This is a genomic window from Providencia sp. PROV261, assembly GCF_028477945.1.
GTDB lineage: Bacteria > Pseudomonadota > Gammaproteobacteria > Enterobacterales > Enterobacteriaceae > Providencia > Providencia stuartii.
Genome location: NZ_JAMPMC010000017.1, coordinates 1 through 14,646, shown reverse-complemented (window position 1 = coordinate 14,646; position 14,646 = coordinate 1). Strand labels below are relative to the sequence as shown.

Sequence of the window (14,646 nt, the reverse complement as noted above, 5' to 3'; positions counted from 1 at the left end):
TGACGTAATTTATAGGGGCATTATTAATGAGGGCACTAATTGTTTATACCGAGCTAACGGATAAAGATTCCGTGATTAGCCATGCTGTAGCAAGACTTGCCAGTGAGTTGAATGATGAGCATGTGGAAACTGTCATTATTCGTGACTTTGAAGATGGCCTCGCTTATATCCGTTCAAATACCAGTATTGATTGCTTGTTATACGGTCGCGATATGTCGGATCGTGACGAACAAATCCAAGCACATCGCTTAATTACGCAATTACACCGAAGGCAAGAAGATGTACCGGTTTTCTTGCTTAGTGACCGTGAAGAGGCATTGGTCGCCTTTGACCGCAATATGATGGAGCAAGTTGACGAGTTCGCATGGATATTGGAGGACTCTGCCGACTTTATTGCGGGTCGAGTACTTGCCGCTATCCAACGTTATCGCTCACAACTACTCCCGCCGCTCATGAAAAGCCTCATTAAATACAGTGATGTTCATGAATATTCATGGGCAGCGCCGGGGCACCAAGGAGGTGTTGGTTTTACCAAAACGCCTGCTGGACGTATTTACCATGATTTCTTTGGTGAAAATCTCTTTCGTACAGATATTGGTATTGAACGGGTGGCAGTGGGATCGCTACTGGATCATACCGGTGCATTTGGTGAGTGTGAAAAGAACGCCGCTCGCATTTTTGGCGCCGACCAATCTTATTCCGTGGTGGTCGGTACGTCCGGCTCTAATCGGACAATTATGCAGGCCTGTATGACCGATGATGATGTGGTGGTGATTGACCGTAACTGCCATAAATCGATCGAGCAGGGCTTGATTTTAACGGGAGCAAAACCCGTTTATATGATCCCAAGTCGTAACCGTTACGGTATTATCGGGCCAATTTACCCAAAAGAAATGACCCCAGATGCGATTAAATTTAAAATCGCGGCTAACCCGTTAACGAAAGGTAAAGTAAAGCAAAAACCCGCTTATAGTGTGGTGACTAACTGTACTTATGATGGTGTCTGCTATAACGCACGTAAAGTGCAAGATTTGCTCGATGGCTCTTTAGACCGTATTCATTTTGATGAGGCTTGGTATGGTTACGCGCGCTTTAACCCGCTTTATCGTAACCACTTTGCCATGCGTGACGAAGAGCGGACAGAAAACGAGCCGACTATCTTCGCTACCCATTCCACCCATAAATTACTCAATGCGCTGTCTCAAGCGTCGTTTATTCATGTGCGTAACGGGCGTAACGCCATTGACTTTAATCGTTTTAATCAAGCCTATCTAATGCACTCAACAACCTCACCGCTATATGCTATTTGTGCATCTAATGATATTGCTGCCGACATGATGGACGGCAATAGTGGACGTTCACTGACGGATGAAGTGATCCGAGAATCTATCGACTTTAGGCAATCTTTAGCCTACCTATATAAAGAGTTTCTCAATGATGATGAATGGTTTTTCAAACCTTGGAATCAGGAGATGGTGAAAGACCCCGCAACAGGGAAACGATACGCCTTTGAAGATGCACCTGTTGAATTATTGATGAGGGAACAGAGTTGTTGGGTAATGCACCCTGAAGATAAATGGCATGGTTTTAATGATATTCCTGATAATTGGGCCATGCTAGACCCCATTAAAGTGAGTATTCTTGCTCCCGGTATGGGAGACGATGGAAAGCTGTTAGATACAGGGGTTCCTGCCGCTCTCGTGACAGCATGGCTGAATCACTATGGCATTGTGCCAACAAGAACGACGGATTTCCAAATTATGTTCTTATTCTCCATGGGCATCACCAAAGGAAAATGGGGAACATTAGTTAATACGTTACTTTCCTTTAAACGCCATTATGATAACAACACTGCCTTGAAAAAGGTGTTACCCGAAGTCGTGGCGTCAGCACCTGAAATTTATGGTGAAATGGGATTACGTGATCTCGGCGATAAAATGTTTGCCTATCTACAAAAAAATAATCCGGGTGCACGATTAAATCAGGCCTATTCGCAATTACCTCAAGTGATGATGACCCCACGCGATGCCTATCAACAAATAGTCGCTAACCGTGTTGAAGCCGTACCCGTTGATCAGCTCATGGGGAGAGTGGCTGCAAACTCGATTATCCCTTATCCACCGGGGATCCCGATGCTCTTATCGGGGGAGAACTTTGGTGATGAAAATAGCCCGCATATTCATTATCTACGGAGTTTACAGGCATGGGATAGTGAATTTCCCGGGTTTGAGCATGAAACAGAAGGAACAGAAATTATTGATGGCCAATATTATGTGATGTGTGTGAAAACATGTGACGAATAAGCGATAAAAGATAGCCCGATATTAAATGGGCTATCTTAATCAAACAATTATGCGTTGGCCTCAAATTCGCTAGTCATGGTTTCAAGCTGCTCTTGCAACTCCATCCACGCCATTTCTACCTCTTCTAATGCGTTTTTTTGCTCCGTTTGCTTTTTCAGGCACTCGGTCAATTCAGCTTTACGCTCTTGCTCATAAATTGCAGCGTCAGATAATGTTGCTTCCAATTCTGCTAGCAGCGCTGAATGTTTCTCCATTTTCTTTTCCAACTCAATCAACTTCTTACGGATAGGCTGAGTTTGTTGACGAAACTCTGCTTCGCGGCGCTTTTGATCTTTCCTATCTTGCGCAGTGACCGTTGCGTTATTGGTTGGTCGCTCTTTTTCTTGCAATTCACGAACTTGCTGCAATTCCAGTTTATTTTGCTCTGCTAGCCATTGCTGGTAATCATCTAAATCACCATCAAAAGGCTCTACTAAACCGTCGTGCACGAGATACAAATCATCCGTTGTTGAGCGTAATAAGTGCCTATCATGGGAAACGACAACTAATGCACCTTCAAAATCAATTAAAGCTTCTGTTAAGGCTTGGCGCATATCTAAATCAAGATGGTTGGTTGGCTCATCGAGTAGTAACAGATTAGGCCGTTGCCAAACAATCAATGCCAACACTAAGCGTGCTTTTTCCCCTCCAGAAAAACGCCCGCTAGGATCAGTAACTTGATCGCCTTTAAAACCAAACCCTCCCAAATAATCACGTAACTGTTGTTCAGTCTCTTGTGGCGCAATTCGTGCTAGGTGCTGTAAAGGGGATTCATCCGCATGCAAGTACTCAAGCTGATGCTGTGCGAAATAGCCGAGTTTAATCCCTTTCGCTAGCGATACTACGCCTTGCAGAGGTTGCAAATCACCTGCAAGTAGTTTAATCAGTGTCGATTTACCTGCGCCATTACGGCCCAATAAACCAATACGAGAGCCTGGTACTAAATTCAATTTGATTGAGCTTAGGATGACTTTATCACCATAACCCGCGCTGACTTTCTCCATTTTTAATAATGGATTTGGCAAACTCTCTGGCTGGCGGAATGAAAAATGAAACGGATTATCCACATGTGCAGGTGCCACCATTTCCATACGCTCTAACATCTTAATACGGCTTTGTGCTTGTTTCGCTTTGGTGGCTTTTGCTCTAAATCGGTCGATATAACTTTGTAAGTGAGCCGCTTTAGCCTGCTGACTCTCATAGAGAGATTGTTGCTGAGCGAGTTTCGTGGCGCGTTGACGTTCAAATGAGGAGTAGTTGCCCGTATATTCGAACATTGTTTCTTGTTCAATATGCAGCACTTTATCGATAATAGGATCGAGGAAGTCTCGGTCATGAGAAATTAATATTAATGTGCCGGGATAGCTTTTGAGCCATTTTTCTAGCCAAATAACAGCATCTAAATCAAGGTGGTTGGTCGGTTCGTCCAACAGCAAGAGGTCTGAGCGACATAGCAGCGCTTGAGCAAGGTTAAGGCGCATACGCCATCCACCTGAAAAAGATTTTACAGGCTCTTGTAACTGGTTTTGGCTAAAACCTAGGCCATGTAATAGGCTAGAGGCGCGAGAGCGGATGCTCCAAGCATTAATTGCATCAAGTTGACCATGCAAGGCCGCGATTGCATTACCATCATTTTTTTCGTTGGCGAATTGTAGCTGTTGCTCAAGCGCACGAAATTCGCGATCACCATCAATGACATATTCTAGAGCAGGAACATCCAGCGCAGGTGTTTCTTGATTAACCCATGCCAGTGACCATGTGCTGGGAAAGGTAGCTGAGCCTGCTTCTGCTTGTAATTCACCTTTGAGTAACGCAAGCAGTGTGGATTTGCCACAGCCATTTTTCCCCACGAGCCCAACTTTTTGACCGGGGTTAACTGTAGCGGTGGCATTGTCCAGAAGAACACGTACGCCACGGCGAATTTGTAAGGAAGAGAAAACAATCATAGCAGCCGTCAGTTGAAAATATGTTAAATTAAATAATGAATACCCTCAGATTTTCAACAAGCGTATGGCCATATGAAAATGACGGGGCGTAAAAATAAAAGCGCTTTACCAAAAGCTGCATGGTAACGGAAAATTATCCGTCTGACACGCCTTTGAGGAGGGAAAGATGTCAAATAAATTGAAAATACTGGTGCTCTATGCACACCCAGATCCTGATGAATCCGTCGCCAATAAAGCTTTACTCAAAGCCGTTGAGGATTTAGAACATGTCACAATTCATGATCTGTATGCGACGTATCCTGACTATTTTATTGATGTGACGGCAGAGCAAAAATTGTTATGCCAGCACGACATTATTGTATTTCAACACCCACTTTATACCTATAGCTGTCCGGCCTTATTAAAAGAGTGGTTTGATAGGGTATTAACTCGCCGTTTCGCAACGGATATGGGATATCAAAAGCTAAAAGGGAAATATTGGCGTTCCATTATTACTACAGGGGAACCTCAAGAGGCCTATCAATACGGAGGGTATAACCATTACCCTTTGAGCGATATTTTACGGCCTTTTGAATTAACGGCAGCGATGTGTGATATGCAATGGTTAGAGCCAAGTGTGATTTATGCAGCACGTCGGCAAGATAAAAAACAGTTACAACAGATTATTGCGGGATATCGCGAATGGATTCAACAGCCGCTACAAATTGGGGGGCTATCCTAATGGGGCAACTCGATATCTTTGAATCTGTGATTATTTTCTTGTGTGCTGGTGTAGTGATGGTGCCCATCGCACAAAAAATTCGTTTAGGGGCGGTACTGGGTTACCTTCTCGCAGGGATTGTGATCGGGCCATTCGTATTTGGCTTTATCCATAACGTTGACGATATTCTCCATTTCTCAGAAATGGGCGTTGTCTTTTTGATGTTTCTGATTGGATTGGAACTGAAACCATCCAAACTGTGGGAGCTACGCCGCTCAATTTTTGGGGTAGGAACGGCTCAAGTCGTTGTGACGGCTGCTTTAATGGCAGGTTTACTCTTTTTAGCTAAGTTCTCTTGGCAAGCTGCCGTTGTGGGTGGTCTTGGTATGGCGATGTCATCAACCGCAATGGCATTGCAACTCATGAACGAAAAAGGGATGTCCAACAAAGAGAGCGGGCAGCTAGGGTTTTCGGTTTTGCTATTCCAAGATATGGCGGTGATCCCGATAATGGCGTTGATCCCACTGTTAGCCGGCGATACAGCAAGTAATGATTGGTATCGTATAGGGATAAAAGTGGTGGCATTCGCTGGCCTTTGGGTTGTAGGACGCTATCTGTTACGCCCAATGTTCCGTCTTGCTGCAAAATCTGGCGTACATGAAATTTTTACCGCGGCGGCATTGCTCGTGGTGCTTGGCTCTGCACTGATTATGGAAAGCCTTGGCTTCTCTATGGCATTAGGTACGTTTATGGCTGGTGTAATGCTGGCGGAAACGGAATTTCGCCATGAATTAGAGATCAATATAGAGCCATTTAAAGGGCTATTATTGGGGCTATTTTTTATCTCAGTAGGGATGTCGTTAAATTTACAAGTCCTTTGGTCATACCTACCGCAAGTTTTGCTTGGGGTGTTGGCTTTAGTCACGGTTAAAGCATTGGTTTTATATATCTTAAGTTGGATAGCAAGATTACGCGGTGGCGCGAGAGCTCAGTTTTCAGGGGTATTAAGCCAAGGTGGTGAATTTGCTTTTGTTATTTTTGCGACCGCCTCTGGGGCAAGCGTGATTGATGAAAGGCAAATGGATTTACTGTTAGTCGTCGTCACCTTATCTATGATGACGACGCCACTTGTGATGCAGTTGATAGATGCCTACCTCAACTACCGTTATAATCGCCAGCCAACGTCCACGGAGAAGCCCTTTGTGGAAGATAACGACCCACACGTTATTTTGGTTGGCTTTGGGCGGATGGGGCAAGTCGTCGGGCGTTTATTGATGGCGAACAAAGTTAAAATTACGGTACTTGAGCAGGATGTCACGGCAATTAGTACCATGCGCCGTTATGGTTATACGGTGTATTATGGGGATGCGCGCGAATTACAACTGCTACGCTCTGCTGGGGCAGATAAAGCGAAGGCGATTGTGATCACGAGCGATGTTCCCGAAGAGGTCATGGAAATTGTTCATTTATGCCAAGAAAATTTCCCTAACCTGCATATTATTGCTAGAGCGAAAGGGCGCGTTGAAGCCCATGAATTATTGCAAAGCGGCGTTAAAGATTTCAGCCGTGAAACGTTCTCCAGTGCTCTAGAGCTTGGCAGCAAGGCGTTAATCAGTACGGGAATGCACCCTCATAAAGCCTATCGTGCAAAACAGCATTTTAGGCGCTTAGATATGCGGGTATTAAGAGAGATTATCCCTGAAAATGAAGGGGATAGTGGTCAAATTTCCCGTGTGAAAGAGGCTCGTAGAGAATTAAATGAGCTGTTCGAAAAAGAGATGCTTAGAGAGCACCGCCAGCCTCATAGCTGGAATCATGATGAATAAAGGATAGGACAATGTCGTCAACACGTAAGCGATTTATTGCAGGGGCAACATGCCCTAAATGTCAGTCACAAGACACTCTTATGATGTGGCGTGAAGATAAAATTGATGTCGTCGAATGTGTGAATTGTGGGGATCAGCAGCGCCAAGTTGACGATAGTGCAACGCCTCATGTACGCAAGCAGGAACAAGTTATCGGAATTTTTACACCTGAGTAAGAGAATTTTGTCAATTCTCAATACAGCCGTCTTGTTTTCCGGTACAATTAGCAAAATTTTTTCCCCCTCTATGGGTAGTAGGAGATGTCATGAAAGTAGCAAACGATTTGGTAGTCAGCTTGGCTTATCAAGTAAGAACAGAAGACGGTGTTTTAGTTGATGAGTCCCCGGCAAATGCGCCACTCGACTATCTACATGGCCGTGGTTCTTTAATTTCAGGTTTGGAAAAAGCGCTAGAAGGCCGTGCGGTGGGTGATCACTTTGACGTTGAAGTGGCATCAGACGACGCATATGGTCAATACGATGAAAATTTAGTTCAGCGTGTTCCAAAAGATGTGTTTATGGGCGTTGAAGAACTACAAGTTGGTATGCGCTTCTTGGCTGATACAGATATGGGACCAGTGCCAGTTGAAATTACCGGTATTGAAGGTGATGAAGTGATCGTTGATGGTAACCACATGTTGGCTGGCCAAAACCTAAAATTCAATGTTGAGATCATCGCAATTCGTGAAGCAACAGAAGAAGAATTAGCTCATGGTCACGCACATGGCGCTCACGGTCATGATCATGACCATGAAGGGGGTTGCTGTGGCGGTGGTCACGGTCATAGCCATGGCGAAGAAGGTGGTTGCTGTGGTGGTGGCGAAGGTCACGGACATGGTCACAAACACGGCGGTTGTGGCTGCCACTAATTAATCAATATTAAAAAAGGAAAGCATTGAAATAGCTTTCCTTTTTTGTTTTTATAATGGGTGAAAACTTAATAGTGTGGCGGTGGTGTTTCTTCTTCAGGCCTCGCAAGGTGCGAGGATTGTGATGATTTTAGTCTTTCAGCCACAATACGGATATGCTCTTGTAATTTAGACAGTTGCATTTGTTGGTCCGTAATGACTTGGTTGAGCTGTTCTATCGTTACCTCTTGAAAAGCAACTTTGCTTTCCAAAAGCTCAAGGCGTTGTTCAAAAGCGTCCGATGAATCCATTTAGTGGCTCCTTATGGTTTTTCATCATAAAAAAATCATCATAATAACTGAACATTACAAATCAATAGATAAGTTTTAGTTAAAAGGATAGGCGTTGAAACCTCTTTTTGTTAATGTTGTCTAAGTAGTCAATTCTGTTGCTTACTATTCTATACTAAAGATTATGAAGTAAGTAACAACGCATACTTATAATAGATATCGGAGATTAGGATGAAATCACTGTTTAAGGCAAGTCTTCTGGCAACGACATTGGCGCTAGCTTTCGGAGCACCACAAGTTATGGCCGCTGAAACGACAACGAAAGCGCCAACAAGTAGCGCATTTAAATCAGCCGAAGAGCGTAATGCCTATGCGTTAGGGGCATCTTTAGGCCGCTATATGCAAAACTCACTGGATGAGCAGAAAAATATTGGTATCAATTTAGATAAAGCGCAACTGCTTGCAGGCGTTCAAGATGCGTTCAACAACAAAAGTAAAATGACGGATGCAGAAGTTGAAGAAACTTTGCGTCAGTTTGAAGGCCAAGTGAAAGAAGCAGCTGAAAAAAAAATGAAAGATGAGTCAGCGGCTAACGAAAAAGCAGGTGCTGAATATCGTGAAAAATACGCGAAAGAAAAAGGCGTAGTGAAAACGAAATCTGGTCTGTTATACAAAATTGAAAAAGAAGGTACTGGCGCTAAACCTAAAGCAGATGATACCGTTGTTGTTCATTATAAAGGTACATTAGTTGACGGTACTGAGTTCGATAGCTCATATTCACGCAATGAACCTCTGACAATCCCACTGAATTCAGTGATTAAAGGTTGGACCGAAGGTCTAGTTAACGTGAAAAAAGGCGGGAAAATCCAGTTAGTGATCCCTGCAGAACTGGCGTACGGTGAAAATGGTGTTCCAGGTATTCCTGCTAACTCCACACTGGTGTTTGATGTTGAATTGTTAGATATCAAGCCAACAGGCAAATAACTTTTAAGCAGTAGTTTAAAAAACCCAGCATTGTCTGGGTTTTTTACGTTAAGGCGGGATCAACTTATTTTTTGCGAAGAAAAAGTTAAACAAGATATAATAAATAATTAGTTGATTATGCTGACATATTTAAGAAAAGCCATCTGGAATTTGATTTCGAATAAGTTTATTGATTATTTGCTAAAAATAATGCTTATTTTGTTTAAAACTTGTGATAAAACAAACTGTCTTGCATGCAATCGCTTGACGGCAGCGCCCCGTAGTTTTAACTTCACTATATAACGTTTTATTATTTCTTCGCCTTATTTACTGACGCTTTATAATGAAATGCAGGCAAAAGCCTCTAACAATTAACGCCTCATTAGTCAGATTGGTGAATTTTCGTACACTTGAAGGATGGTGTTTAAAAATGTCTAACTCAGTACTTTCAAATGATCACAGTGATATTAATTTACTTAATAATGAGCCTTTCACCCAAACCGATCATGAAATTCTAAAATCGTATGAAGCGGCCGTTGATGGCTTAGCTATGTTGATAGGTGCACATTGTGAAATTGTCCTTCATTCTCTGGAAGATTTAAAATGTTCAGCCGTCAGAATAGCCAACGGGCAACATACAGGGCGTAAAATTGGTTCACCAATCACGGATCTTGCATTGCGTATGCTGCATGACATGGCTGATGAAGAATCTAATGTATCAAAAGCCTATTTCACCAAGGCTAAAAGCGGCGATTTAATGAAATCGGTTACGATTGCCATTCGTAACCGCAATCAGCGTGTCATTGGCTTACTGTGTATTAACATGAATCTTGATGTGCCATTCTCAGAAATCATCAAAAGTTTTGTCCCTGAAGAGAAGCAAGATGTGACTTCAGACGTTAACTTTGCCTCCTCAGTCGATGATTTGGTTGCACAAACATTAGAATATACGATTGAAGAAGTTAGCTCTGATCGTAATGTGTCAAATAATGCGAAAAATAAACAGGTTGTCCTGAATCTTTATGAAAAAGGGATTTTTGATATCAAAGATGCGATAAACCAAGTTGCAGATCGCCTAAATATCTCTAAACATACTGTTTATCTCTATATTCGCCAGTTTAAGAGTGGGGAATGAACACACAACCTCTAACATACTGTTTGCTGGTGACCGGGCCTGCTTATGGTACTCAGCAAGCCGCGAGTGCTTACCAATTTGCTCATGCCCTTCTTGAAGAAGGGCATTGTTTAAAAACACTGTTTTTTTACAGTGAAGGTGTTACAAATGCGAATGCGCTCACTTCACCTGCCAATGATGAATTTAATTTAGTGAAAGCATGGCAACAGCTTGCTCAAAAGTCGGGTTGTGAAATGCATATCTGTGTGTCTGCTGCATTGCGCCGTGGTGTGGTCGATAAAGAACAAGCTGAGCTACTCTCCCTTGCTGTCAGTAACCTCGGTGATGGCTTTATCATGAGCGGATTAGGCAGTTTGGCAGAAGCAATGATGACGGCAGATCGTACTATCCGTTTTTAGGGCTTCCTCGTTATACTGCAAAAATAGCATGATATTGCAGTAGAAATGGTGACGTTCGTGGGGGATCCGTGCGAATGATGCCGTTACCTCAATGCCTAGCCGCATTTCGAATTATTTAGAGCAGATATGAAAAAATTCGCTTTTGTTTTTACATCAATGCCTCATGGAAATGCCAGTGGCCGAGAAGGGTTAGATGCCTTATTGGCGACATCAGCACTGACGGAGGATATTTCAGTGTTTTTCTTGTCGGATGGTGTGTGCCAGTTACTGGCAAATCAAAATCCCACTGAAATTTTAGCGCGGGACTATATTTCTACCTTTAAAATTTTGCCGCTTTACGATATCGACAATATTTACATTTGCTCTGATTCTTTAAAGGAAAGAGGAATTTGCGAAGAGAGTCGATGGATTGTGGACGCGAGTGTCATCAATTCGACACAAATTCGCGATAAATTATCCAAATGTGATGTTGTGCTTAAATTTTGATCTGTTGTAGGATCTTTTCTATGCTTTATACTATAGCAACTTCACCTTTTCATTGTGATTTCACGGCCATTTTGCGGCTGATTGCGCCAGATGATGCGGTATTACTGATACAAGACGGTGTGATTGCCGCGGTAAGTCAATCGACTCATTTACGTGAACTGCAACAAAAAGGTGCGCGAGTCTACGCATTAGATGCAGATGTTAATGCCCGCGGCTTGCAGAATATGATTTCAGAGCAGGTGTCTTTAGCCTCATATCGAGATTTTGTACAGCTCACAGTGAGTCATAAACAACATTTTGCCCTATAAAAGGGTTAAAAGTTGTATATTTCTTGACACCTGAGTCAGTCAGCAATAAAATTTCGCGTCCTCGTGTATCGTCATGTTGGCGAACGAGGTCGAAAATCCGTGTTTACGAAGCAAAAAAACCAGGAGCTTTTTTAATAATGGCAACTATTAATCAGCTGGTACGCAAATCACGTAGCTCGAAAGTTGTTAAAAGCAACGTTCCAGCACTGGAAGCTTGCCCGCAAAAACGTGGCGTATGTACTCGTGTATATACCACCACTCCTAAAAAACCAAACTCAGCACTACGTAAAGTATGCCGTGTTCGTTTAACTAATGGTTATGAAGTTTCTTCCTACATCGGTGGTGAAGGCCACAACTTGCAGGAACACTCCGTAATCCTGATCCGTGGCGGTCGTGTTAAAGACTTGCCAGGTGTGCGTTATCACACCGTTCGCGGTGCACTGGACTGCTCTGGTGTTAAAGACCGCAAACAAGCCCGTTCTAAATACGGTGCTAAGAAACCTAAGGCTTAATGGTTCTCCGTTAAGTAAGGCCAAACATTTTTAAACTTAATGTCAAAATACTCGAATCGAGTTTTGGGCAAACCTGAATTAAAAACGGAGTAATATCCATGCCACGTCGTCGCGTAATTGGTCAACGTAAAATTCTTCCAGATCCTAAGTTCGGATCAGAATTACTGGCCAAATTTGTGAACATCCTGATGGTAGACGGGAAAAAATCTACTGCTGAAGCAATCGTATATAACGCGCTTGAGACCCTGGCTCAGCGTTCTGGTAAGAGTGAACTTGATGCATTCGAACTTGCACTAGACAACGTGCGTCCGACTGTGGAAGTTAAATCCCGCCGTGTTGGTGGTTCAACTTACCAAGTTCCTGTAGAAGTTCGTCCGGTTCGTCGTAATGCACTGGCAATGCGTTGGATCGTTGATGCTGCTCGTAAACGCGGTGATAAGTCAATGGCTCTGCGCCTGGCAAACGAATTATCGGATGCAGCTGAAAACAAAGGTTCTGCTGTTAAGAAACGTGAAGACGTTCACCGTATGGCAGAAGCTAACAAGGCGTTCGCTCACTACCGTTGGTAATTTCACCACGTTAGTGTTTCTGAGGGTAGCTTTCTGCTACCCTTTAAATGATGAATTGAACGCCCACGAGAGAGGAAAAAATGGCTCGTCAAACGCCCATATCACGCTATCGTAACATCGGTATCAGTGCACACATCGACGCCGGTAAAACAACAACTTCTGAACGTATTCTGTTTTATACAGGTGTAAACCATAAAATTGGTGAAACTCACGAAGGTTCTGCAACAATGGACTGGATGGAGCAGGAGCAAGAACGTGGTATTACTATCACGTCTGCAGCGACTACTGCATTCTGGTCTGGTATGGCAAAACAATTCGAACCACACCGTATTAACATTATCGACACCCCAGGACACGTTGACTTCACAATCGAAGTAGAACGTTCTATGCGTGTTCTTGATGGTGCGGTCATGGTTTACTGTGCAGTTGGTGGTGTTCAGCCACAGTCTGAAACAGTATGGCGTCAGGCTAACAAATATAAAGTTCCACGTATCGCGTTCGTTAACAAAATGGACCGTATGGGTGCAAACTTCCTGCGTGTTGTTGATCAATTAAAAACACGTTTGGCTGCAAACCCAGTTCCACTTCAACTGCCAGTTGGTGCTGAAGAAGGCTTCACCGGCGTTGTTGACTTGATCAAAATGAAAGCGATCAAGTGGAGCGATGAAGATCAGGGCGTTACCTTCGAATACGAAGATATCCCTGCAAACATGCAAGAACAAGCTGAAGAATGGCATAACTTCCTCGTTGAATCTGCTGCTGAAGCATCAGAAGAACTGATGGAAAAATATTTGGGCGGTGATGAACTGTCTGAAGAAGAGATCAAAGCGGCTCTTCGCCAACGCGTTCTTGCAAGCGAAATTATCCTGGTTACCTGTGGTTCTGCATTTAAGAACAAAGGTGTTCAGGCAATGCTGGATGCAGTTATTGAGTACTTACCATCTCCGACAGATGTACCTGCAATCAACGGTATTCTGGATGACGGTAAAGATACTCCAGCGGAACGTCACGCAAGTGACGATGAGCCGTTCTCATCTTTAGCATTTAAAATTGCAACTGACCCGTTCGTTGGTAACCTGACGTTCTTCCGTGTTTACTCTGGTTTTGTTAACTCAGGTGACACTGTACTGAACCCAGTTAAAGCTAAAAAAGAACGTTTTGGTCGTATCGTTCAGATGCACGCTAACAAGCGTGAAGAGATTAAAGAAGTTCGCGCTGGTGACATCGCGGCTGCTATCGGTCTGAAAGACGTTACTACAGGTGATACTCTGTGTGCGGTTGATGCACCAATCATCCTAGAACGTATGGAATTCCCAGAGCCAGTAATCTCTGTTGCAATTGAACCAAAAACTAAAGCTGACCAAGAAAAAATGGGTATCGCATTGGGCCGTCTGGCTCAGGAAGACCCATCATTCCGCGTATCAAGTGATGAAGAAACAGGTCAAACTATCATCGCTGGTATGGGTGAATTGCACTTGGACGTTCTGGTTGACCGTATGCGTCGTGAATTTAAAGTTGAAGCGAACGTTGGTAAACCACAAGTTGCTTACCGTGAAGCTATCACTGCGAAAGTTACTGATATCGAAGGTAAACACGCGAAACAGTCTGGTGGTCGTGGTCAGTACGGTCACGTGGTTATCGATATGTACCCACTTGACAAAAATGATAAAGACGGCGTTCCAATGGATTACGAATTTATCAACGAAATCAAAGGTGGTGTTATCCCTGGTGAATACATCCCTGCCGTTGATAAAGGTATCCAAGAGCAGTTGAAATCTGGCCCACTGGCTGGTTACCCTGTTGTTAACATGGGGATTCGTCTGCACTTTGGTTCTTACCATGATGTTGACTCATCTGAACTGGCATTTAAACTGGCGGCATCAATCGCGTTTAAAGATGGCTTCAAAAAAGCGAAACCTGTTCTGCTTGAGCCAATCATGAAAGTTGAGGTGGAAACACCAGAAGACTACATGGGTGACGTAATTGGTGACTTGAACCGTCGCCGTGGTCTGATTGAAGGTATGGATGACATGGCAACTGGTAAAATTGTCCGTGCACAAGTACCATTGTCAGAAATGTTTGGCTACGCGACTGACCTGCGTTCACAAACGCAAGGTCGTGCTTCATACTCAATGGAGTTCTTGAAGTACAATGAAGCACCAAACAACGTTGCACAAGCTGTTATCGAAGCTCGTAACGCTAAATAATCGGTTTTAATCGATTTAACTACTTTAATTAAGTTCCTTCTTCACAGTGAAGAAGGAACTCCATAAGGAATAGAGTCG

15 protein-coding genes are annotated in these 14,646 nt (G+C 43.4%); 13 read left to right on the top strand and 2 right to left on the bottom strand.

From position 1 onward, the window contains the following. Nucleotides 1-26 precede the first annotated feature (26 nt). Entirely contained in the window at nt 27-2,303 is a 2,277-nt protein-coding gene (adiA, locus tag PR675_RS11735; RefSeq protein WP_004923888.1) for an arginine decarboxylase, read from the top strand. A gap of 47 nt (nt 2,304-2,350) precedes the next feature. On the opposite strand, the gene PR675_RS11730 is transcribed toward adiA, so the two are convergent. Beyond that, a complete protein-coding gene (locus tag PR675_RS11730) occupies nt 2,351-4,288 on the bottom strand; it encodes an ABC transporter ATP-binding protein (protein ID WP_060561255.1) in 1,938 nt (645 codons plus the stop codon). A gap of 166 nt (nt 4,289-4,454) precedes the next feature. On the opposite strand from PR675_RS11730, the gene kefG reads away from it, so the two are divergent. The 4 genes from kefG (at nt 4,455) to slyD (ending at nt 7,721) form a co-directional block, all read left to right on the top strand. Further along, on the top strand, nt 4,455-5,009 hold the full coding sequence (gene kefG / locus PR675_RS11725; RefSeq protein ID WP_004923894.1) for a glutathione-regulated potassium-efflux system ancillary protein KefG: 555 nt from the start codon (nt 4,455-4,457) through the stop codon (nt 5,007-5,009). After that, nucleotides 5,009-6,814, top strand: coding sequence for a glutathione-regulated potassium-efflux system protein KefB (gene kefB, locus PR675_RS11720; protein WP_004923898.1), 1,806 nt, complete (start codon nt 5,009-5,011; stop codon nt 6,812-6,814). Before kefG ends, kefB begins: the two co-directional genes overlap by 1 nt. A gap of 11 nt (nt 6,815-6,825) precedes the next feature. Then, nucleotides 6,826-7,029: a YheV family putative zinc ribbon protein gene (locus PR675_RS11715; protein WP_004923902.1), complete on the top strand. Its 204-nt coding sequence runs from the start codon at nt 6,826-6,828 to the stop codon at nt 7,027-7,029. A gap of 89 nt (nt 7,030-7,118) precedes the next feature. Beyond that, nucleotides 7,119-7,721, top strand: a complete 603-nt coding sequence (gene slyD / locus PR675_RS11710) for a peptidylprolyl isomerase (RefSeq protein WP_004923903.1) — start codon at nt 7,119-7,121, stop codon at nt 7,719-7,721. 68 nt (nt 7,722-7,789) lie between these two features. On the opposite strand, the gene PR675_RS11705 is transcribed toward slyD, so the two are convergent. After that, nucleotides 7,790-8,011, bottom strand: coding sequence for a SlyX family protein (locus PR675_RS11705; protein ID WP_004923904.1), 222 nt, complete (start codon nt 8,009-8,011; stop codon nt 7,790-7,792). Nucleotides 8,012-8,221: 210 nt separating this feature from the next. Between PR675_RS11705 and fkpA the strand changes: the two genes are divergently transcribed. The 8 genes from fkpA (at nt 8,222) to fusA (ending at nt 14,568) form a co-directional block, all read left to right on the top strand. Further along, a complete protein-coding gene (gene fkpA, locus PR675_RS11700; RefSeq protein ID WP_004923907.1) occupies nt 8,222-8,974 on the top strand; it encodes an FKBP-type peptidyl-prolyl cis-trans isomerase in 753 nt (250 codons plus the stop codon). A 409-nt stretch (nt 8,975-9,383) separates the two neighbouring features. Continuing rightward, on the top strand, nt 9,384-10,088 hold the full coding sequence (locus PR675_RS11695) for a helix-turn-helix transcriptional regulator (RefSeq protein ID WP_014656963.1): 705 nt from the start codon (nt 9,384-9,386) through the stop codon (nt 10,086-10,088). Continuing rightward, on the top strand, nt 10,085-10,486 hold the full coding sequence (tusD, locus tag PR675_RS11690) for a sulfurtransferase complex subunit TusD (protein ID WP_014656962.1): 402 nt from the start codon (nt 10,085-10,087) through the stop codon (nt 10,484-10,486). The genes PR675_RS11695 and tusD overlap by 4 nt, the downstream gene beginning before the upstream one ends. Before the next feature lie 126 nt (nt 10,487-10,612). Next, a complete protein-coding gene (gene tusC / locus PR675_RS11685) occupies nt 10,613-10,972 on the top strand; it encodes a sulfurtransferase complex subunit TusC (protein WP_004923916.1) in 360 nt (119 codons plus the stop codon). A 20-nt stretch (nt 10,973-10,992) separates the two neighbouring features. Next, nucleotides 10,993-11,280: a sulfurtransferase complex subunit TusB gene (gene tusB / locus PR675_RS11680; RefSeq protein ID WP_004923919.1), complete on the top strand. Its 288-nt coding sequence runs from the start codon at nt 10,993-10,995 to the stop codon at nt 11,278-11,280. Between the two features lie 137 nt (nt 11,281-11,417). Beyond that, nucleotides 11,418-11,792 carry a 30S ribosomal protein S12 gene (gene rpsL / locus PR675_RS11675; protein WP_004923923.1) on the top strand — a complete coding sequence of 125 codons (375 nt, stop codon included), beginning with the start codon at nt 11,418-11,420 and terminating at the stop codon, nt 11,790-11,792. Between the two features lie 98 nt (nt 11,793-11,890). Further along, entirely contained in the window at nt 11,891-12,361 is a 471-nt protein-coding gene (gene rpsG / locus PR675_RS11670; protein WP_004923925.1) for a 30S ribosomal protein S7, read from the top strand. 80 nt (nt 12,362-12,441) lie between these two features. Then, complete coding sequence (fusA, locus tag PR675_RS11665) at nt 12,442-14,568, top strand: elongation factor G (RefSeq protein ID WP_004923927.1); 2,127 nt, start codon at nt 12,442-12,444, stop codon at nt 14,566-14,568. Nucleotides 14,569-14,646: the final 78 nt, after the last annotated feature.

Coding starts and splice junctions, on each gene's coding strand:
- adiA (WP_004923888.1), top strand. CDS start 27: ATGAGGGCACTAATTGTTTATACCGAGCTAACGGATAAAGATTCCGTG.
- PR675_RS11730 (WP_060561255.1), bottom strand. CDS start 4,288: ATGATTGTTTTCTCTTCCTTACAAATTCGCCGTGGCGTACGTGTTCTT.
- kefG (WP_004923894.1), top strand. CDS start 4,455: ATGTCAAATAAATTGAAAATACTGGTGCTCTATGCACACCCAGATCCT.
- kefB (WP_004923898.1), top strand. CDS start 5,009: ATGGGGCAACTCGATATCTTTGAATCTGTGATTATTTTCTTGTGTGCT.
- PR675_RS11715 (WP_004923902.1), top strand. CDS start 6,826: ATGTCGTCAACACGTAAGCGATTTATTGCAGGGGCAACATGCCCTAAA.
- slyD (WP_004923903.1), top strand. CDS start 7,119: ATGAAAGTAGCAAACGATTTGGTAGTCAGCTTGGCTTATCAAGTAAGA.
- PR675_RS11705 (WP_004923904.1), bottom strand. CDS start 8,011: ATGGATTCATCGGACGCTTTTGAACAACGCCTTGAGCTTTTGGAAAGC.
- fkpA (WP_004923907.1), top strand. CDS start 8,222: ATGAAATCACTGTTTAAGGCAAGTCTTCTGGCAACGACATTGGCGCTA.
- PR675_RS11695 (WP_014656963.1), top strand. CDS start 9,384: ATGTCTAACTCAGTACTTTCAAATGATCACAGTGATATTAATTTACTT.
- tusD (WP_014656962.1), top strand. CDS start 10,085: ATGAACACACAACCTCTAACATACTGTTTGCTGGTGACCGGGCCTGCT.
- tusC (WP_004923916.1), top strand. CDS start 10,613: ATGAAAAAATTCGCTTTTGTTTTTACATCAATGCCTCATGGAAATGCC.
- tusB (WP_004923919.1), top strand. CDS start 10,993: ATGCTTTATACTATAGCAACTTCACCTTTTCATTGTGATTTCACGGCC.
- rpsL (WP_004923923.1), top strand. CDS start 11,418: ATGGCAACTATTAATCAGCTGGTACGCAAATCACGTAGCTCGAAAGTT.
- rpsG (WP_004923925.1), top strand. CDS start 11,891: ATGCCACGTCGTCGCGTAATTGGTCAACGTAAAATTCTTCCAGATCCT.
- fusA (WP_004923927.1), top strand. CDS start 12,442: ATGGCTCGTCAAACGCCCATATCACGCTATCGTAACATCGGTATCAGT.